This is a genomic window from Asticcacaulis sp. P4_H10, assembly GCF_056400965.1.
On the sequence record NZ_JBFUKH010000002.1, the window covers coordinates 58,965 to 78,723 of the forward strand.

The 19,759-nt window shown below is 60.8% G+C and carries 14 protein-coding genes; 9 read left to right on the forward strand and 5 right to left on the reverse strand.

Translation table 11 applies throughout. The annotated features are described in order from the left end of the window. The first annotated feature begins 209 nt into the window (after positions 1–209). Together mutS and AC1DON_RS04375 are read left to right on the forward strand one after the other, a co-directional pair. Positions 210–2,852, forward strand: coding sequence for a DNA mismatch repair protein MutS (gene mutS / locus AC1DON_RS04370; protein ID WP_476933921.1), 2,643 nt, complete (start codon positions 210–212; stop codon positions 2,850–2,852). A gap of 47 nt (positions 2,853–2,899) precedes the next feature. Next, the gene (locus tag AC1DON_RS04375) at positions 2,900–5,764 is read left to right on the forward strand and encodes a [protein-PII] uridylyltransferase (RefSeq protein ID WP_476933533.1); all 2,865 of its coding nucleotides are present in this window, start codon (positions 2,900–2,902) and stop codon (positions 5,762–5,764) included. Here the strand turns inward: AC1DON_RS04375 and AC1DON_RS04380 are convergent, their stop codons facing one another. Genes AC1DON_RS04380 through AC1DON_RS04390 form a run of 3 tightly spaced genes read right to left on the reverse strand, consistent with a single transcriptional unit; the run spans position 5,765 to position 10,106 of the window. Further along, positions 5,765–7,690, reverse strand: a complete 1,926-nt coding sequence (locus AC1DON_RS04380) for a sodium:solute symporter family protein (RefSeq protein WP_476933534.1) — start codon at positions 7,688–7,690, stop codon at positions 5,765–5,767. 41 nt (positions 7,691–7,731) lie between these two features. Further along, a complete protein-coding gene (locus AC1DON_RS04385; RefSeq protein ID WP_476933535.1) occupies positions 7,732–8,925 on the reverse strand; it encodes an AGE family epimerase/isomerase in 1,194 nt (397 codons plus the stop codon). Further along, on the reverse strand, positions 8,925–10,106 hold the full coding sequence (locus AC1DON_RS04390) for a glycoside hydrolase family 130 protein (RefSeq protein WP_476933536.1): 1,182 nt from the start codon (positions 10,104–10,106) through the stop codon (positions 8,925–8,927). The genes AC1DON_RS04385 and AC1DON_RS04390 overlap by 1 nt, the downstream gene beginning before the upstream one ends. A 401-nt stretch (positions 10,107–10,507) precedes the next feature. Between AC1DON_RS04390 and AC1DON_RS04395 the strand changes: the two genes are divergently transcribed. Beyond that, on the forward strand, positions 10,508–12,190 hold the full coding sequence (locus AC1DON_RS04395) for a methyl-accepting chemotaxis protein (RefSeq protein ID WP_476933537.1): 1,683 nt from the start codon (positions 10,508–10,510) through the stop codon (positions 12,188–12,190). A gap of 169 nt (positions 12,191–12,359) precedes the next feature. Here the strand turns inward: AC1DON_RS04395 and AC1DON_RS04400 are convergent, their stop codons facing one another. Together AC1DON_RS04400 and AC1DON_RS04405 are read right to left on the reverse strand one after the other, a co-directional pair. Beyond that, a complete protein-coding gene (locus AC1DON_RS04400; RefSeq protein ID WP_476933538.1) occupies positions 12,360–13,265 on the reverse strand; it encodes a glucokinase in 906 nt (301 codons plus the stop codon). 211 nt (positions 13,266–13,476) lie between these two features. Beyond that, positions 13,477–14,424: a glucokinase gene (locus tag AC1DON_RS04405; RefSeq protein ID WP_476933539.1), complete on the reverse strand. Its 948-nt coding sequence runs from the start codon at positions 14,422–14,424 to the stop codon at positions 13,477–13,479. A 124-nt stretch (positions 14,425–14,548) separates the two neighbouring features. Between AC1DON_RS04405 and AC1DON_RS04410 the strand changes: the two genes are divergently transcribed. The 6 genes from AC1DON_RS04410 to AC1DON_RS04435 all read left to right on the forward strand — a co-directional run bounded on the left by AC1DON_RS04410 (position 14,549) and on the right by AC1DON_RS04435 (position 19,743). Beyond that, a complete protein-coding gene (locus AC1DON_RS04410) occupies positions 14,549–15,199 on the forward strand; it encodes a phosphoribosylanthranilate isomerase (protein WP_476933540.1) in 651 nt (216 codons plus the stop codon). A gap of 46 nt (positions 15,200–15,245) precedes the next feature. Further along, positions 15,246–16,478 carry a tryptophan synthase subunit beta gene (gene trpB, locus AC1DON_RS04415; RefSeq protein ID WP_476933541.1) on the forward strand — a complete coding sequence of 411 codons (1,233 nt, stop codon included), beginning with the start codon at positions 15,246–15,248 and terminating at the stop codon, positions 16,476–16,478. Then, positions 16,479–17,294, forward strand: a complete 816-nt coding sequence (trpA, locus tag AC1DON_RS04420) for a tryptophan synthase subunit alpha (RefSeq protein ID WP_476933542.1) — start codon at positions 16,479–16,481, stop codon at positions 17,292–17,294. 36 nt (positions 17,295–17,330) lie between these two features. Next, positions 17,331–18,263 (forward strand): acetyl-CoA carboxylase carboxyltransferase subunit beta, encoded by a 933-nt coding sequence (locus AC1DON_RS04425; protein WP_476933543.1) that lies wholly within the window; start codon positions 17,331–17,333, stop codon positions 18,261–18,263. Positions 18,264–18,326: 63 nt separating this feature from the next. Further along, complete coding sequence (locus AC1DON_RS04430; RefSeq protein ID WP_476933544.1) at positions 18,327–18,776, forward strand: hypothetical protein; 450 nt, start codon at positions 18,327–18,329, stop codon at positions 18,774–18,776. A gap of 22 nt (positions 18,777–18,798) precedes the next feature. Further along, entirely contained in the window at positions 18,799–19,743 is a 945-nt protein-coding gene (locus AC1DON_RS04435; protein ID WP_476933545.1) for a TraB/GumN family protein, read from the forward strand. Positions 19,744–19,759 lie beyond the last annotated feature (16 nt).

Here is a 19,759-nt window from a genome sequence, read left to right on the forward strand (position 1 = left end):
GACATATCAGCCTTCTGTCAAGAAATCCACTGTCGTTGTGCACACTTTTTATGCGCAGGGCTTCTTTGCGGAATCGTTAAGACCCGTTAATTTATTCGCCCTCTCGCGCTGCTTTTTTATAGCGCATAACTGGATAAGCGCTCGTGAACGCAGCCACCGATTTGCCCACTGAAGGGACCGCGCTGGACCTGGAAGGCGCGACGCCCGTGATGGCGCAGTACCTTCAGACCAAGGCGCAGTATCCCGATGCGATCCTCATGTTCCGCATGGGCGATTTCTATGAGCTGTTCTTCGAGGACGCAGTCACCGCCTCCCAGGCCTTGTCGCTGGCGCTCACAAAACGCGGCCGCTACAAGGACGAGGATATTCCGCTGGCCGGCGTGCCGGTCCACGCCATCGACGCCTATATTGCCAAGCTGATCCGGCTGGGCCACCGCGTCGCCATCTGCGAACAGCTGGAAGACCCCGCCGAGGCCAAGAAGCGCGGCTCAAAATCGGTCGTCAAGCGCGGGGTCGTACGCGTCATCACACCGGGCACCATCACCGAAGACTCATTGCTTGAGGCGCGCGGCGCCAACCGGCTGGTCGCGCTGTCGAGCCGTGGCGGGGTCATGGCTTTGGCCAGCGTCGAACTGTCGACGGGTGATGTCGAATGCCTGGAGATCGCGCCTGAATCCCTGAGCGCGCATCTGTCGGCATTGCGTCCGTCCGAAAGCCTGGTCGCTGACCGCATCCTGCAGGACGAAATCCTCTATGCGCTGCTGAAATCGTGCGGGGGCGTCATCCAGCCGCAGCCGGGCTCACTCAGCGATCCGGCGGCCGGCGAGCAGCGCCTGCTCAAGCTCTATGGCGTCTCCACGCTCGACGGTTTCGGCGCCTTCAGCCCGGCCGAGATTTCGGCGCTGGGTATGATCGCCGCCTATATCGACCTGACCCAGGCGGGCAAGCGGCCGGTCCTGAAGCCGCCCGTGCGCGTGCTGCAAACCCACTACCTGTCGATCGATGCCGCGACGCGCAATTCGCTGGAAATCGACAGGACGCAGACCGGCCGGCGCGAAGGCAGCCTGATCCAGGCCATCGACTGCACGGTCACCTCAGGCGGCGGCCGGCTTCTGCTGTCGCGGCTGGCGCGACCGCTTTATCATCCCGACGCCATCAATGCCCGGCTGGATACGGTCGAATGGCTGCTCCCGAAACGCGACGTCCGCGACCAGCTGCGGCACCTGATGCGGAGTCTGAGCGACCAGGCGCGCGCCCTGTCACGTCTCAGCCTGAACCGCGGTGGCCCGCGCGACCTGTGCATCATCCATCAGGCGCTGACGATCGGCGAATCCCTGGCGCATGTGTTGAATGATGCCACGCAGAACCCGGTGATCGATCCAGCCGTCCCCGCCGAAATCGAAGGATTTATCTCGGCGCTGGTCCCGTCGCAGGGCACAAGCGCCATGCGCGACCGGCTGGAACGCGCCCTCGTCGAAGAACCACCCCTGTCGTTGCGCGACGGCGGTTTTATCCGCGAAGGCTTCCATACGGGCCTTGATGAGGCGCGCGGTTTGCGCGACGACAGCCGCCAAATCATCCTGGCGCTCGAAAGCCGGCTGGCCGCCGAGACCGGCATCGCCATCCGCATCAAATACAACAATGTGCTCGGCTATTTCATCGAGCTGAGCACCCGGCTGGCCGAACAGCTTCAGGCGCAGGATACGCAAAAGCAGTTCATCCACCGCCAGAGCCTGGCCAACCAGATCCGCTTCGTCACTTCGGAACTGGTCGATCTCGACGCGCGCATCCAACGGGCTGCTTCACAGGCGCTCGGGCTGGAAATGGAAATCTTCGAAGAGCTTCGCGAGCTGGTCCGCCAGCAAGCCACCGAAGTCCAGGCCGCGCACGACGCCATCTGCGCGCTTGATGTCGCGGTCGCCAATGCCGTCTGGGGCGAGGACTTCGAAGCTGTCCGCCCGCGTGTCGATCAGTCATCGCGGCTGGAGATTTCACGCGGCCGTCATCCGGTCGTTTGCGCCGTGCTGAAAAGCCAGGGCAAGCCGTTTACGCCCAACGATGTCGATCTCGATGCTACGGGTGCAGCAGCCTCACGCTTAAGCCTCGTCACCGGTCCGAACATGGCCGGTAAGTCGACCTATCTGCGCCAGAATGCGCTTTTGATCATCATGGCCCAGGCCGGGCTGTTCGTGCCGGCCAAGGCGATGCATCTGGGCGTCGTCGATCGCCTGTTTTCGCGCGTCGGCGCCGGCGATGACCTGGCGCAGGGCCGCTCGACCTTCATGATGGAAATGGTCGAGACCGCCGCCATCCTGACGCAAGCGACGGCGCAGTCCTTCGTCATTCTCGATGAGATCGGCCGCGGCACAGCGACCTATGACGGCCTGGCCATCGCCTGGTCGTGCACCGAGCACCTGCACGACGCCATCCAGTGCCGGACACTGTTCGCCACACACTATCACGAGCTGTCGACGCTGGATAAGCGCCTGAAGTTCGTCAGCAATATCAGCCTGACGGCCCGCGAGCACAATGGTGAGCTGATCTTCCTGCACGAAGCGCGCCCGGGAGCTGCCGACCGCTCCTATGGCGTGCAGGTCGCACGCCTGGCCGGCATGCCGGGCCACGTCGTCAATCGCGCCCGCGACATCCTGCAACGGCTGGAAGAAGACAACCAGACCAAGCTCAGGCTCGACGATCTGCCGCTGTTTTCGTTCGAACGCACAGCTGCCGAACCGGTCAAATCGGCGCCATCAAAGCTGGAAGCCCTTGTCAAAGGCATCAATCCAGACGATCTAAGCCCCAAGGAAGCCTTGGAAGTCATCTATAATTTACAGAAGATGCTTAAGGGTTAGCAGTTACGTACGACATGCGCGCCATTATTAAAGGCTGAGAGTGATTTATGGATGACGCGTCGGACGTACTGACAGCTACACAAAGCCCTGTACCGGCTTATCGCATCGATGGTGCCCACCTACGTAAGGCACTGACCGAGACCTATGAGGATTCGAGCGGCGACAGCGCCGACCTGCGCCGCCGCGCCGTAAAGATCCTCAAGGAAGCGCTTCAACTGTCGCGCGCCAGCATCCTTAGCCATATCGACCACAAGGGCGGCCATGCCACCGCACGTACCCTGGCGCGTGCGACCGACGAGATCGTCAGCGCCCTGTGGGATTTTACCCTGACCCACGTCTACCGGGCCCGCAATCCGACCGAAGGCGAGCGCCTGTCGCTGCTGGCCGTTGGCGGCTACGGCCGCGGCGAGCTGGCGCCGCATTCCGATCTCGATCTTTTGTTTCTGCGCGCCTGGAAGGAAACCTCGCACTCGGAATCGGTCATCGAGTTCATCCTCTACACCCTGTGGGACTTAGGCCTGAAGGTCGGTCATTCGTCGCGCACCGTCGATGAGACCATCAAGTACGCGCGTGGCGACCACACCATCATGACCGCGCTTTTGGAACACCGCCAGATCGCCGGCGACAAGGAACTGGTCGCCCTGCTGGACCTGAAGCTGGCGACAGAGGGCATGAAGACGAACATGTTCGACTTCGTCGCCGCCAAGCTGGAAGAGCGCGACACCCGCCACCTGAAAGCCGGCACCACGCGCTTCGTCGTCGAGCCGAATGTCAAGGAAGGCAAGGGAGGGCTGCGCGACCTGCACACCCTGTTCTGGATCGCCAAATACCGCGCCTCGGCCGAGCCAAAACCCGGCGCCCAGATTATCGATGAGGCGGCGCCCAAGAAGTCCAAGGACTCGTGGGGCGTACTCGACCGCATCCTGACGGACCGCGAACGCCAGATCTTCATGCGCGCCTTTGACTTCCTGTGGAAGGTCCGCATCCTGATCCACGTGACCGCCGGCCGGGGTGAAGAGCGCCTGAGCTTCGACCTGCAACCCGAAATCGCCCGCCGCATGGGCTTTATCGACCGTCAGGGCGAACCCAATGTCGAGCGCTTCATGCGCCGCTACTTTATTGTCTCCAAGGAAGTCGGTGCGCTGACGCGCACATTCTGCACCCAGCTGGAGGCCCAGGACGCCAAGCCTTTGACGCGGCTGTCCAACATGATCCAGTCGGGCCTGATGAACCTGACCAAGGCCGACCACCCGGGCTTTGTCGTCACCTCAGGCCGCCTGTCGGTCAATTCACCCGACATCTTCCAGAAGTCACCGGTCGCCATGTTCCTGCTGTTCAAGATGGCCGACCGGCTGGAGCTTGACCTGCACCCGGACGCCTTTACGGCAATTGCCCGCAACCTGACCCTGGTGACGCCAGGCCTGCGCCGCGATAAAAAGGCGGCCCGGCTCTTCCTCGACCTGCTGGTGCACGGCCGCAATCCGTATCGCACGCTCAGCATGATGTCCGAGACCGGGCTTCTGGGCCGCTATATCCCGGAATTCGGCCGCATCGTCGCCCAGACCCAGTTCAACATGTATCACGCCTATACGGTCGATGAGCACACCCTGCGCGCCATAGATGTCATTCACGGCGTCGATACCGGCCGTTACAAGGCCGAACACCCGCTGGCCACCGCCATCATGCCGCAACTGGTCGACAAGGAGAGCCTGTACCTCGCCATGCTGATGCACGACACCGGCAAGGGCGGCGAGGACGGACAGGAAATCGGCGGCGAGCGCGCGGCGCGCAAGGCGTGCGAACGGCTTGGGATGGAACCGTGGAAGATCGACCAGATCGCATGGCTGGTGCGCCACCACCTGGTTCTGTCAGACTATGCCCAGAAGCGCGACGTCTCCGATCCCGAAACCGTCGCCAGCTTTGCCCGCATCGTCGAAACGCCCGAGCGCCTGCGCCTGTTGCTGATCCTGACGGTCGCCGATATTCGCGCCGTCGGCCCCGGCGTGTGGAACGCCTGGAAAGGCCAGCTGATGCGCGACCTGTTCGCCGCAACCGAGAGCGCCTTCCGCGGCGGGCGTGGATCGGATGCTGTCGCGAGCGTCCGCGAAGGCCTGAACGAACGCGCCGAAGCGCGCCGCGACGAACTCAGCCAGGACAATGACGACATGGCGGCGTGGCTGGCGACCATGGATGAGAACTACCTGTTCTCCTTCACGCCGGAAGACATCCGCAGCCACGGCGAGCTGGTCCTGTCGTCTTTCAATGCCGAAGCCGCCGTCCGGGCGCGCATCGACGAAAGCCGCAACGCCACCGCCTTTTCGATTGCGGCCACCGACCGGACGGGCCTGTTCGCCGACCTGTCGCGCACCTTTGCCAATCTGGGCGCCAATGTCGTCGGTGCGCAGGTCTTCACCTCCTCCGAAGGCAATGCACTGGACGTCTTCTATGTTCAGGATACGCAAGGCCTGCCGTTCGCCCATGACGACCCGCAACGTCTGAAGCAGGCGGAAAAGCAGCTGGAGCAGGCAGCCCTCGGGCAGCTGCCGCCGGTCGTCCAATACAAGTCCGCCATGGCCGCACGCACGGCCGCCTTTGCCATCGCCCCGACGGTTGCGTTCGACGATACAGCAAATGCCAGCGCGACCATTCTGGAGGTGTCCGGCCGCGACCGTCCGGGTCTCCTGGCCGACCTGGTCGAGGCCCTGGCGCGTCTGCATATGGACATCGCCTCGGCGCACATCGACTGTTACGGCGAACGCGCCGTCGACGCCTTCTATGTCACCGACCACTTCAAGAAGACGCAGCTAACCGCTGGCCAAAAGCAGGCGGTGCGCAAGGCGTTGCTGACCGTGCTGGACCAGCCGGGCGCGAAGGACAACATCACCCGCGCCCGCGCCAGCCTGGCCCGGTAATTAGCCCTTAGCGGGCTGGTCGTCGGGTGTATCGCGCAGGTGATCCCACCAGCTGAACTTGAGCACGAGGGTACAGGCGACGGCGAGGCCTGCGGTCAGCCAGAACTTTTCCATCTCGTGGATGATCAGGAAGATGGCCGAGGCGGTAAGCGCCGTCTGCCAGATGACGCCGATCAGCACATTGACCATGTCGATGGCGAAGTTGCGGTTGGGTTGGGCATCTGGTTCGTCCTCGCGCAGGGCCTTGAGCACCGGACCCCAGAACCCCCACGGCCGCGTCTTTTTGTAGAAGTCCTTCAGCGTCGTCATATCGGTCGGCTTGGTGACCAGCGAGCCGACGACTGCCACGGCGAGACAGGCGGCGAACAACCACGGGAAGGCGGCCAGACCGTCGATGCCCGCACCCGTCACCGGGTCCTTGTAAATCGCCATAGCCATGGCCGCGACGACACCCAGCGCCATCGAGGCAGCGTAGCCCGTGCCGTTGAGGCGCCACCAGTACCACTTGACGACATTGGCGACCGTATAGCCGCCATAGAGGCCCGTCGTGATCCAGGTGATGACTTCGTTGATCGAGTTGAGCTGCCAGCCGATAAAGGCGGCGATGACGGCGAACAGAAACGACGTCAGGTAGCTCAGTCGTACCAGGGTCTTCTGATCGGCGTCGGGCCGGAAATACTTGCGATAGATGTCGTTGACGACGTAGGCGGGCGCCGCGTTGAGCGAGGCCGAATAGGTCGCCATGAAGGCCGAGAGAAGCCCCGCAAGCGTAATGCCGAGCAGGCCCGGCGGCATGAATTTATGCACGACCCACGGCAGGATGGCGTCGAAGTCGCCTGAAAAAGGCTTGCCTGCGGCGACAGCGTCGGCCTGAAGCTGTGTCCAGTAGGGCCCGATAAAGACGAGCGCCAGGACTGCCATGCCGGCGATCATCAGGTAGCGCGGGAACAGCAGAACCAGGTTGACGAAGCCCGACACCTTGGCGGCTTCGGTCGGCGACTTGGCGGATAACAATCTTTGCATGTCGTAGTTGGGCGCAGGGCCCGCCATGGCCTTGAAGAAACCCTGGAAGATCATCAGACCCATGAAGATGGCAAAGTAGGAATGGCCTTCATTCTGAATGGTCTGCATAGCGGAGGTCGCCACCACCTTGTTCTCGGGCTTGGCGGCATCTGCCACCCCCTGCCAGTCGAGGCCCAGCGTCCAGCCAAAGCCGATCTCGTTCCAGCCGGCCGGCACTGCGGCCCGGATCATCTCCGGCGTCACCATGGTCATCGCCATCCAGGCGATGGCGATGCAGACGACCAGCTTGATGAAGAATTGCAGGATTTCGGTCATGACGACCGAATACATGCCGCCCTTGACGGAATAGACGGTCGTCAGGGCCACGACGATCAGGCCGTAGATCTTATCGTTGATATGCGGGTCAGCCGAAAACTGCCACGGGCTGAACTCGGCCGCCAGCTTGCCGATGCCCAAAAAGCCAAAGGCGAGCATGCCGACGACCATGATCAGGGCAAAAATGACGTTGATCAGGTGTGATGCGCGGGCGCCCAGGCCATCACCAAAGCGGAAGGTGATCCATTCGGCGCCGGTCAGCTTGCCGGAACGTCGCAGCCAGATGGCGAGAAACACCATAAGGAAGATCTGGTTGAACACCGGCCACAGCCATGGAATGAAGACCGACTTCAGGCCGTAGACGACAAGCAGGCCCACCATCCACATGGTGCCGCCGACGTCGAACATGCCCGACGCATTGGACAGACCCAGCACCCACCACGGCAGCTTGTTGCCCGCCAGGAAGTAGTTGTTGAGGTTGCCCGAGGACAGCTTGGCCACCCAGAAGCCGAGGGCGATGGTCACCAGGATATAGCCGGCGACTATGGCCAGGTCGATCGGCGCTAATCCTATGGCAGGCTGCGTCATGTGCGTTTCCCCTCGCCTGCTCTTTTGTCAGGCGTTTGTATTTAGCTCGCCCTGCTGAGGCGTTCGTCAAGTTCGATCATCGCCCGGCCATTGTGGTACGGACATTTCCATTGCCCTGCCTTGACCTGGGGTGGACGGCCCGCATCTTTTGCGTACCAGGTCCATTCGTCACGGCCACCGGCGCCGAACTGCGTCTTCAGCACGCGCCACAGCTTTTCGGTCGCATCGAGATAGGCACGATTTCGCGTCAGTTCCCACGCGTTGACAAAGCCGATCATGGCTTCAGCCTGACCCCACCATTCGCCGGCGGGATCGAGGCGCCCGTTGAAATCCTGCTCGTAGGCGATACTGCCGTTCAGCATGACGCCATGCTTTAACGTGGCTTCGGCCAGGCCGATGACCAGCGGCTTGACCCGCGCCGTCAGCGCAGGTTCGCCAAGGACACAGGCAGCTTCCCACATCAGCCAGCTGGCTTCGATATCGTGGCCGTAGCTGACGGCGTGGGTCCTGTCGGTCCAGTCCATCTCGTAGAACAGGCGCAGGTGATGGGTTTCCGCGTCGACAAAGCGGTCGGCGAAGATACCGAGCGCGCGATAAAGCGCTGAATGGCTAAGATCGTCGGGCGCAACGCGATGCAGGTGCGTATAGGCCTCGACGATATGAAGGTGGGTGTTCATCGTCTTGGGCGCATCAACGTCCTTGTCGGACAGGCGCTGGTCGTCAAGCCGCAGCCAGACGGCGCTTAAGGCTTCAATATAACCGCCGTGAACGGGCTCCCAGAAGCGTTCCTCGATTTCACGCTGGAGGCTGCGCGCGATGCCAAGTGCCGCCGGATCATTGGTCACACGATAATATTCGGCGAAGGCATAGACGCCAAAAGCCTGGGCATAGCCCTGCTTCTTGGCATCGATGACCTGGCCCTTATGATCGAGCAGCCAGTAGAGACCTCCATGGTCAGGATCGAGGAAATGCTTGCGAATATAGGCGGCTGTGCGATGCGCCAGTTCCAGCGCTTCAGACGAGTCGAGATAGCTGGCCATGGCGCTGAAGAACCACAGCAGGCGCGTATAGAGAATTACGGCACGCGGCGCGTCCTTGACCAGCTTGCCGTCGGCGTTGACCTCACCCCAGAAGCCCTCCCCGTCGTCGGGCATGTTGGCCTGCCACCAGTTCAGGATGGCGCGCGCCTCCTGACGAGCCTCCTGCTGCAGGGTGACGGCCAGTGTGTCAGCCATCAGCCGGAACCTTTCGCAAACGCTTCATTGCTGGCGATGAGGTCGATGCGCTGCTGGACGCAGGCCGCAGAGGTCAGCGGGTCGGCAGGCGTGTTGCGGCAATAGTCGATCAACTGCGCGACCGTCGATGTCGCGACGTGCAGGCGGGTGTCGGACGAGGCGTAGTAGATGAACATCTTGCCGTTATTCTCGATCCAGCCATTGGTGAAGGTGACGTTGGACACATCGCCGACGCGCTCTTCACCCTCGGGCGCGATGAAATGGCCGCCGGGCGCATAGGTGACCACCCACGGCTTATCCAGATCGGTCATGAACATGTAGAGCACGTAGCGCAGGCCGGCGGCCGTATTGCGCACGCCATGAGCAAGGTGCAGCCAGCCGTCTGCCGTTTTGATCGGCGCCGGACCCTGTCCGTTCTTCAGCTCCTTGATGGTGTGATAGGCCTTGTTGTCGACAATGATCTCGCTGTCGATCACAGGGTTGGTCATGTTATCGCACAGCCCCCAGCCGATGCCGCCACCCGAACCGACGCTGATGAAACCATCCTGCGGGCGGGTATAGAGGGCATACTTGCCATCGACAAATTCGGGGTGCAGCACAACATTGCGCTGCTGGCCCGAATTTGTCTTCAGGTCCGGCAGACGCTTCCAGGTGACGAGATCTTTCGTGCGAACGATGCCGCACTGGGCGACCGCCGCCGACAGGTCGTTGGGCTGGGTCAGATCCTTGCGCTCGGTGCAGAACAGGCCGTAGATCCAGCCATCGACATGCTGCGTGAGGCGCATATCGTAGACATTGGTGTCGGGCTCATCTGTTTGCGGCAGGACGACGGGGCGCGGCCAGAAGCGGAAATTGTCCACGCCATTGGGGCTTTGCGCGATCGCGAAGAAGGACTTGCGGTCATTGCCTTCGACGCGAACGACCACGATGTAGTTACCATTCCAAAGCATGGCACCGGCATTGAAGGTCGCGTTAATGCCCAACCGCTCCATCATGAACGGGTTGGTCGCGGGATTGAGGTCATAGCGCCATTCCAGCGGCACGTGCGCTGCTGTTACCACCGCGTGGGCGTAGCGCCGGTATATGCCGTTGTCATGCGCCAGAGGCGCGTTCGGCCTGGACAGCAAAGCTTCCTGTGCCGCTTTCAGCCCGGCCAATCGGCTTGCTGCATCATAACCCATACACTTGTTTTCCTGAGAAACGGACACTTAAAACAATTTGATTTAATTAATTGATCTTTTGTACGACGAGCCAGAGTTTTGTCAAGAAGATCATTGCCGCTTGCCCTCTGGGAATCGCCCCTTTCCAGAATGCGAAATTGCCCGAAATTCGGCGTCACCTCAAGTCGTAGAAAATAGTTATTTATATCAGCCGTTGAACGCAAAGGCTTACAAGCAAAACATTTTCGAGTTTGCAGTCTCTCCGGCGCGCCCGTCACCTTGGCTGCGGAGCCCGTAAGATTCAGGTTTTCAGTCTATTCGACCTTCGGTCACGGGATACCGGAAAATATCCGGCTATTAAGTCTACCTTAACACCGACATGCAAACGGTTGCGAAGTAATGAAATAATCATGAGAGATGTTATGCGTACCTTCCTCACCGATCTGAAAGTGCTGAAAAAAATCAGCCTCGCCTTTCTCGTCCTGATTGGCTCCAGTCTCGTTGTCAGCGGCGTCTGCTGGAGGTCCCTGTCCGAACTGGAAACCACTTCGAAGTGGACCACCCATACTTTCAAGGTGATCTCGTCCCTCAACCAGATCGTCGAAGCCATGGTCAATCAGGAAACCGGTGTCCGCGGCTACCTGGTGTCCGCGGACCGTGACTTCCTGGCGCCGAAAACGGCTGGCAAGAAGCAGCTTGATGAAGCGATCACCACCGTCCGGACGCTGACGGCCGATAACACCACCCAGCAGGCGCGCATTGCCGAAGTTGAGGAACTGGCCGCGACATGGGACAGCACTGTCGCCGCCAAGGAAATCGAACTGATGTCCGACCCGGCAACGCATGAGGCCGCACGCCAGCTGGAAGCCTCAGGCGCCGGTAAGTCGTCGATGGATGCCATTCGCGCCAAGGTCGGCGTGATGATCAAAGCCGAAAGCACCCTGCTTGAAACCCGCATGAAGGAGGCACAGGCCGCAACTGCCGTTGCCCGCATTACAACCATTGCCGGCGGTCTCATCATTCTCGCCCTCGCCTTTGCCGCGCTGACCGGACTGCACAGGGTTCTGGTCATGCCGCTCAATGCGCTGACGCGCGCCATGCAGGCAGTCGCCGAAGGCAAGGAAGACACGGAAATCCCGTGCCAGGAACGCCGGGACGAACTGGGCGACATGGCCCGCGCCTTCAACGCCAATGCCGTGCGCATCGCCGGCCTGGCACAAGAACAGCGCGACAATGAAAACCGCCTGGCCATCGAACGCCGCAACGCCATGCTGACCATAGCCGACAATTTCGAAAAGTCGGTCGGTGGCGTCGTGTCGCTCGTCTCGTCGGCGGCTACCGAAATGCAGGCGACGGCCAGCCAGCTGACCTCAACGGCGCAGGAAACCTCGGTACAGGCACAGTCCGTATCGGCCGCCGCCGAGGAAGCCGGCACCAATGTCACGTCGGTCGCTGGCTCCGCCGAAGAGCTGGGCGCGTCAATCAGCGAAATCGGCCGTCAGGTCGAACGATCGGCGGAAAAGTCCAAGCTGGCCGTGCGGCAGGCGCAGGCGACCTCGACCGTCGTGAAGGAACTCAGTGAAGCTGCAACCCGTATCAACGACATCGTCGCCATGATCTCTGGCATCGCTTCGCAGACCAACCTGCTGGCGCTCAACGCCACCATTGAGTCGGCACGCGCCGGTGAGGCTGGCAAGGGCTTTGCCGTCGTCGCCTCGGAAGTGAAGACCCTCGCCTCGCAAACCTCACGCGCGACGGACGAAATTTCGGTCCAGATCGCCAATATCCAGACTACGACGGCGCGTGCGGTCGATGCCATCGGCGCCATCACCAGCTCGATCGTCGAAATCGACGAAGTGTCGAATGCCATTGCCGCCGCTGTTGATCAGCAGGCCGCCGCGACGAATGAAATCGTCCAAGCGGTCACCCAGGCATCCAACGGCACCACAGAGGTGACGTCGAACATCACCGGCGTCGCGCGTTCTGCCGAAGAAACCGGCGCCGGCGCGGCGCAGGTCTTGTCGGCCTCGGCCGAACTGGCCGGTCAGGCCGCCATGCTGTCGAACGAAGTGCAGAATTTCCTGTCGACTGTCCGCGCGGCGTAGCGCTAGGGCGAAAGGTGTGAAGCGGTTTTCGCCTTAAATATCGTGACAAAATAAGGCGTTATTGGAATGATGCTTCCGTTTAGAACCATTCCGATCCAGACCCTTGCCAACTCACAAAAAAGCCTCCCGGCCTGCGATAGGTCCGGGAGGCTTTTTTGTATTTGCCGAATTAGTCGAACAGGGTTGCCAGGCCGACGATTTCGAGATCGCGCGCCTGGGTCTGGTAGACCGGAATGTCTGCAACATAGGGACTAAGCCGGCCCTTGTCCGCATAGCGCTTGCAGAAGACGGCCGGGTCGAAAAGATCACCCAGCAGATCCATCAGGTCTCCGGTCAGATAGATGCCGCCGCGCGCCCCCAGCATCAGGGCGACATCCGACGCCATGGCTGCCAGCCAGCCGCTGCACATGGCGATGGCTTCCAGCGCGACCGGATCGCCGATATTCGCCAGGGCGATAACCTCTTCCGGCGTATTGGCCTGGCTTTCCCCGCCATCGACCGTATTCAGCGCCTGGAACAGTTCGACCAGCCCCGTCAGGGAGATGACGAATTCGCGCGCCACATGACCATGCTTCGCCTTGAGCGCGTTATAAACCTGCCATTCGCGCTCGCTGGTGACAGGCAGGTCGGAGTGACCTCCTTCGCAGGGGATGGCCGCCCAGTTGCCGGCGCCATCCGGCGCCAGTGCCGCCAGGCCCAGGCCGTGGTGCGGGCCAAGCACGGCCATAACCTGTTCTTCGAGCGGCTCATCGCCGCACAATTTCAGGCTTTCGTCCTTGCGCAGGCGCGGTATGGCCAGGGCGCGGGCGACAAAATTATTGACCAGATTGACACGCTGGATCGACAGCAGGTGGCGAATGTCGTCACGGCCAAGCGTCAGCAGGCCCTTTTCCGGCAACTGGATTACGCCATGCCGCTCCCACCCACGCGAAGACAGGGCCGCGCCGATCAATTTGGGGCGGTCGTGCGCAGCCAGGAAGTCCAGCACAGCCTCATCGAAATCCTTCTTGCCCGAGCAGGAGTAGAGTGTGGCATCGCTTGGGCGGCGCCCCGGCGTGCCAAGGGCCAGCTTCATGTACGAGCCGAAGGAAAAGTCACAAAGAAGGATATGATCCGTCATCAACGTCCCGGAAAGTTCGGATGATTAGACAAACAATTTGGTAAATTAAGGATAGGGGAAAGAAAAGCGCTAGTATGCTTTGTCGCGCTTTTTATGTAGAAATCGCAAGGCACTTTTGACCGCGCCCCACCTTGTTTCAAAAAACGCCTTCTTTCCGGGGGTCGGATTAGTCAAACAGGGTCGCCAGGCCGATCACTTCCATGTCCGGCGCCAGAGTCCGGAAGACCGGAATGTCACGGACATATTCGCTTAAGCGGCCCTTTTCCTGATAGCGCGCAATGAAGGCATCCACGTCGAAAAGATCGCCGATCAAGTCGAAATAGTCGCCCGTCAGATAGATACCACCGCGAGAACCGGTAATCAGCGCCACATCCGACGCCATGACCGCCAGCCAGCCCATCGACAGGTTGATGACCTGAAGCGCGCGCTCATCACCCGTCACGGCGCCGGCAATGACCTCTTCGGGTCCAGGGGCAGCGGAATCATCACCATCCAGCGCCGCCAATGCACACCAGACATCGACAAGGCCCGGTATCGAAATGACGCGTTCGCGCGACACATGGCCGTACTTGGCCGCCAGCCACTTATAGACATCGAACTCCAACTGGCTGTCGATCGTCAGGTCCGAGTGGCCGCCTTCGCACGGCATGGCGGTATAGCCACCCATGCCGTCCGGCGCCAGGCTGGCCTGGCCAAGGCCGCTATGGGAATTGATCAGGGTAATGACCTGCTCGGCCATCTCCTCGCCGCCACAGAGCTTCACGCGCTCGTCGCCCCCCAAGCGCGGAATAGCCAGCGCCTTGGCGACGCAGTCATTGACGAGGTTGAGGCGCTGAACGCCCAGGAATTCGCGCATGTCGGCGCGCCCGACTTGGAACTTGTGGTTGGGCATGGCCATGACGCCGTGCTGCTCCCAGCCGCCGGCGGAAATAGCCGCACCTTTAAGCATCGGCCTTCCCTGCGCATCCAGGAAATCGCTGATAGCGGTCTTGAAGTCATCGAGACTGTCGCAGGTATAATGCGTCGACTCGTCCGGCCGGCCGCCTCTCGGCGCCAGAGCGAGCTTCATGTAGAGGCCATTGCTGATGTCACTCAGCAGCACTTGGTCAGCCATTGCCATGCCTTGGTAAACGTTTCCGGATTTTTTAGTTTTGATTTACTTAACTACGAAAGGTTAATTTTGGGTACTTGATATTTGCCGGCCGAGAGCCCAATGACCACGGACAGAAAGGTTTGCCATGTCCGTTTCCGCCAAGATCTGCGGTATTTCCACCCTTTCCGCTGCCCAGACGGCGATGGCGGAAGGCGCCAGCTTCCTCGGTTTCATTCACTTTGCCAAGAGCCCGCGCCATGTTGAATTGACAGCGATGGCAGAGCTGATGCAAGCGATCCGGGCAGAGGGAGCGACACAAAAGCTGGTCAGTGTGGTCGTTGATCCGGACGATGCCCTGATCGAAATCCTGCGCGATGCCGTCAAACCCGACCTCATTCAGCTGCACGGCAAGGAGACGCCTGGGCGCGTCGCCGAGATCCGCGTGGTCATGGGCATTCCGGTCATCAAGGCACTCAGCGTCAGCGAGGCCGCCGACCTGACGGCCGCCCAGGCCTTCGACGGCGTGGCCGACTATCTGATGTTCGATGCCAAGCCGCCGAAGGATGCGCTTTTGCCCGGCGGCCTCGGCTTAAGCTTCGATTGGACCTTGTTGACCAATTATGCGGGCGAAAAGCCGTGGTTTCTGGCCGGCGGCCTGACGTCAGACAATGTTGCAGAAGCTGTTACGATCAGTGGCGCCAAATACGTGGACGTATCCTCGGGGGTTGAATCTGCACCGGGTGTGAAGAACGCAAGTCTGATTTCGGGCTTCCTTCGTACTGTAAAAGCGCTATAACGCGGGCTCTTTCGCGCTAACCCCGCTTTTATAAGGACTTTGTTCAGTGAACGACGCCGTTCTCCGCTCCAACGCCTATAGCCAGCCTGACACAAAAGGCCGCTTTGGTGAATTCGGTGGTCTCTATGTGCCTGAGACCCTGATGCCCCTGGTGCTGGAACTGAACGAAGCCTGGCAAACCGCGCGCAACGATCCGGCTTTCTGGGCAGAGTATCATTCGCTGCTGAAGTTTTTCGTTGGCCGCCCGTCGCCGCTCTATTTCGCCGAGCGGCTGACCGAGCATTTCGGCGGGGCCAAGATCTATTTCAAACGCGAAGAACTGAACCACACCGGCGCGCACAAGATCAACAACTGCATCGGCCAGGTTTTGATGGCCAAGCGCATGGGCCGCACCCGCATCATCGCCGAGACCGGCGCGGGTCAGCACGGCGTCGCCTCCGCAACTGTCTGCGCCCGCTTCGACCTGCCGTGCATCGTCTATATGGGTGCGCTGGATGTCGAGCGTCAGGCGCCCAACGTCTTCCGCATGAAGCTGCTCGGTACCAAAGTCGAACCGGTCACGAACGGCAATGGCACGCTGAAAGACGCCATGAACGAGGCCCTGCGCGACTGGGTCACCAACGTCCATGACACCTACTACATGATCGGCACGGCCGCAGGCATGCACCCCTATCCGGAAATGGTCCGCGAGTTCCAGACGATTATCGGCAAGGAAACGCGCCAGCAGATCCTGGAACTGGAAGGCCGCCTGCCCGACGCCGTTATCGCCTGCGTCGGCGGTGGGTCGAATGCCATCGGCATGTTCCACCCCTTCATCGATGATGAGAGCGTCAAGATCGTCGGCGTCGAAGCTGCCGGTCATGGCCTCGAGGTCTATAATGGCCACGCCGCCTCGCTGAACGGCGGCCGTCCAGGCGTCCTGCACGGCAACCGTACCTACCTGCTGCAGGACGATGACGGCCAGATCCTGGAAGGCCACTCGATCTCTGCCGGCCTCGACTATCCGGGCATCGGGCCTGAGCACGCCTATCTGTTCGATATCGGCCGCGCCAAGTACGTCACCGCCACCGACCAGGACGCGCTTGAAGCCTTTGCCCTGACCTGCAAGCTGGAAGGCATTATTCCGGCGCTGGAATCGTCGCACGCCATCGCACGCGTCGGCGACCTGGCCAAGGAAGTCGGCAAGGGCGGTATCGTCGTGCTCAACCTGTCGGGCCGCGGCGACAAGGACATCTTTACCGTCGCCAAGGCGATGGGCGAAACCATGGGGGGACTGTAAATGCCGGTTTCGCGCATAGACCAACGCTTTGCCGATCTGAAGGCGCAGAACAAGGGCGCCTTTGTCGCCTACATCATGGCCGGTGATCCCGACCTTGAAACCTCTTTCGAACTGCTGAAGGGCCTGCCGGCTGCCGGCGCCGACCTGATCGAGCTGGGCTTCCCCTTCTCCGATCCGATGGCGGAGGGCCCGACCATTCAGCGCGCCGCCGAACGGTCTTTGAAGAACGGCACCAAGATCAAGGACGTTTTTGAACTGGTTCGCCGCTTCCGTGAGATCGACCAGGACACGCCGATCATCCTCATGGGCTACATGAACCCGGTCGAGTCGCGCGGCTACGTCAACTGGGCGGCCAGCATGCGCGAAGTGGGCGCCGATGGCCTGATCGTCGTCGACTGCCCGCCGGAAGAAGCCGACGGCCTGACCGACGCGCTGGATGCCGAAGACCTGGCGCTGATCCGCCTGGCGACGCCGACCACCGACGACAACCGCCTGCAAACACTGGTGCGGCGCACGCGCGGGTTTATCTATTATGTGTCCGTCGCCGGCGTCACCGGCGTCAAAGAAGCCGACGCCAACGCCATAGCAGGTCCTGTATCACGCGTTCGTGAAGCCAGTGGCCTGCCGGTGGCAGTGGGCTTCGGAATCCGAACGCCTGAAAGGGCTGCCGAGGTTGCGCGCGTCGCCGACGCCGCTGTTGTAGGTTCCGCGCTGGTTGAAGAAATCAAGAATTCTTTACCCCAGTTAACGGACATTAAGACAAAAGTACTGGAAAAGGCCGCAAATTTGGCTCACGCTGTTCACACGGCGCGATGAAGCTCAGTTTTGCAGTCGCAGGAGTAGCAAAGACATATGGCAATGGCTGATTCTACCAAGGGTCCGAAGCTTCCGCCCGCCGCCAAACCCGCCGATCGCCGTGAGCGTGGCGGATGGCTGGCCAAGATCGCGCCCGGCGTCTCCAAGCTGGTCAACCGCCGTGGCGAAACCCCCGAAAACCTCTGGGTCAAGGATCCTGACACCGGCGATATGATCTATCGCTCGGATCTGGAAGCTGCCCTGTGGGTGACGCCGTCCGGCCGCCACATGCGTATCGGCCCGGCTGCGCGTATGAAATTCACCTTCGATGACGGTCAGTTCGAAAGCCTGCCGACGCCGGACGTGGTCGAAGACCCGCTGCACTTTTCCGACGGCAAGGCCTATAGCGAGCGCCTGAAGCAGGCGCGCGCAGCAACCGGCGAGAAAGACGTCATGGCCATTGGCTATGGCAAGATCCAGGGTGTCGATTGCATCGTGCTGGTCCAGGACTTCGCCTTTATGGGCGGGTCGCTGGGCATGGCTGCCGGTGAAGGCTTTATCGCCGCCGCCAAGGCCGCAATTGCCCGCAAGTGCCCGATGATCGCCTATACGGCTGCCGGCGGCGCCCGCATGCAGGAAGGCGCTCTGTCGCTGATGCAGATGGCGCGCACGACCCTGGCCATCAATGAACTGAAGGCGGCACAGCTGCCCTATATCGTCGTACTGACCGATCCGACGACCGGCGGTGTGACGGCGTCCTATGCCATGCTGGGCGATATCCATCTGGCTGAGCCGGGTGCGCTGATCGGCTTTGCCGGGCCGCGCGTTATCGAGACGACGATCCGCGAAAAGCTGCCGGAAGGCTTCCAGCGTTCGGAATACCTGGTCGAAAAGGGTATGGTCGATCGCGTGGTACCGCGTTCGGAGCTGCCGGAAGTGCTGGGCGCCTTGGTGTCGATGCTTATGAGCGGGCGTCGTAAGGCTGCGTGAGACCAGGGTCCGAAGGACCCTGGACCCATACCTTTTCTTCGCGTGGCTTGGGGGAGCCTAGAGATGAACAAATTTCGGAAATCCGCTATAGCGTCTATTGTCGGAGCCATTTCGGGAACTTTTATTCATTCCTGGCTGCTTGAACTATTTATGCCGGACCTATGGCAAATCTGGTTGGCCACCGAAAGAAATTTTACGGATCAGCCCGCTCTGACCTCTCCGGCTCCCCGGGAACTTCTCATTATCCCGGTGACAATGATTTTTACCTTACTCGCCATTCCCGCTCAGGCTTTGCTGCAAAGGCTTCGGCTCAATGGATATCTGCCCAATGTTGGGTTTTTTATTCTGGCAGGTCTGGTGGGCGGCTACCTTATGGCAGGCAGTTTTAACGTGACTATTCTCCAGTCATTCCTTTTCTTCGAGCCAATCGCATTCTTTAGTGGTTCCATAGCCTGGCTGATCCGCCGGCCCGACAAGGACGCAAAACCTCAATTTGAGCATATTCTTGCGTAAGCTGGTGTTATTGAGGACCACCATGCGTAACCTGCTTTCCGCCCTGCTTATCGCCGCCCTGCTTATTCCCCTGCCCACGTTGGCGCAGGAACAGACTTCGGCTGAGGAGGAGTGGGACCCGAACGCCGTCGTCATTACCAAGCGCTATCCCGGCCCGGCCCTGTGGCGCGTCAAACGCGGCGACTCGGAAGTCTATATTTTGGGCGGACTGCCCGTCATGGTCCGGCGCTATGACTGGGATCGCACGCGCATGGGCAAGATCCTCGATCGCGCCAATGTGCTCTTGACCGGCCCCGAAGCCAAGGCCGGCCCGATCGCCTTTACGCGCTGGCAGATGGCCAAGGGTAACGGACCGTTCAAGACGCTGTATGATGTCCTGCCCGGAAAGATGGGCGGCAAGTTCTGGCGGATCGCTGAGAAAAACGGGCTCGATCCCAAAGACTACAAGGATTATTCGCCCGTCTACGCCGTGATGAAACTGCGCGAAGATGTCTACGAAAAGCACGGCCTCAGCACCAACGACCCGGAAAAGATGCTGATCTTCATGGCGCGCGACCGCAAGACGCCCATGCGGCCGATCGCCAAATATTCCGCGTCCAACCTGATCAGCAAGCTAGGCGATATGGACAAGGCGGCGCGGGAAACTTGCGTAGCGTCGACGCTTAACGAGATCGATTTTGCCACTGGCCACGCAAAAACAGCCATGACCGCCTGGGCCAATGCCGACCTTCTGACGGCGCGGGCCAATTCACCCAATTCGGCGACATTGGCTTGTCTTGAAGGCGCATCGTCCACCCGCGCCATGTTGGACCGCGCCACCGACGATACCGTATCAGCCATCGATGCCGCTCTCTCCAAACCGGGCAAAAGCGTTATCGCTGTGCCGTTGAGCGTATTACTTCGGCCCGATGGCGCACTGGAACGCCTCAAGGCCAAGGGCGATGACATTTCCGAACCCGAGATGTGATAGACAGGCCGCCGCG

Excerpts from the sequence above, each read along its gene's own strand:
- mutS (WP_476933921.1), top strand. The coding sequence starts at position 210 with ATGGCGCAGTACCTTCAGACCAAGGCGCAGTATCCCGATGCGATCCTC.
- AC1DON_RS04375 (WP_476933533.1), top strand. The coding sequence starts at position 2,900 with ATGGATGACGCGTCGGACGTACTGACAGCTACACAAAGCCCTGTACCG.
- AC1DON_RS04380 (WP_476933534.1), bottom strand. The coding sequence starts at position 7,690 with ATGACGCAGCCTGCCATAGGATTAGCGCCGATCGACCTGGCCATAGTC.
- AC1DON_RS04385 (WP_476933535.1), bottom strand. The coding sequence starts at position 8,925 with ATGGCTGACACACTGGCCGTCACCCTGCAGCAGGAGGCTCGTCAGGAG.
- AC1DON_RS04390 (WP_476933536.1), bottom strand. The coding sequence starts at position 10,106 with ATGGGTTATGATGCAGCAAGCCGATTGGCCGGGCTGAAAGCGGCACAG.
- AC1DON_RS04395 (WP_476933537.1), top strand. The coding sequence starts at position 10,508 with ATGCGTACCTTCCTCACCGATCTGAAAGTGCTGAAAAAAATCAGCCTC.
- AC1DON_RS04400 (WP_476933538.1), bottom strand. The coding sequence starts at position 13,265 with ATGAAGCTGGCCCTTGGCACGCCGGGGCGCCGCCCAAGCGATGCCACA.
- AC1DON_RS04405 (WP_476933539.1), bottom strand. The coding sequence starts at position 14,424 with ATGGCTGACCAAGTGCTGCTGAGTGACATCAGCAATGGCCTCTACATG.
- AC1DON_RS04410 (WP_476933540.1), top strand. The coding sequence starts at position 14,549 with ATGTCCGTTTCCGCCAAGATCTGCGGTATTTCCACCCTTTCCGCTGCC.
- trpA (WP_476933542.1), top strand. The coding sequence starts at position 16,479 with ATGCCGGTTTCGCGCATAGACCAACGCTTTGCCGATCTGAAGGCGCAG.
- AC1DON_RS04425 (WP_476933543.1), top strand. The coding sequence starts at position 17,331 with ATGGCAATGGCTGATTCTACCAAGGGTCCGAAGCTTCCGCCCGCCGCC.
- AC1DON_RS04430 (WP_476933544.1), top strand. The coding sequence starts at position 18,327 with ATGAACAAATTTCGGAAATCCGCTATAGCGTCTATTGTCGGAGCCATT.
- AC1DON_RS04435 (WP_476933545.1), top strand. The coding sequence starts at position 18,799 with ATGCGTAACCTGCTTTCCGCCCTGCTTATCGCCGCCCTGCTTATTCCC.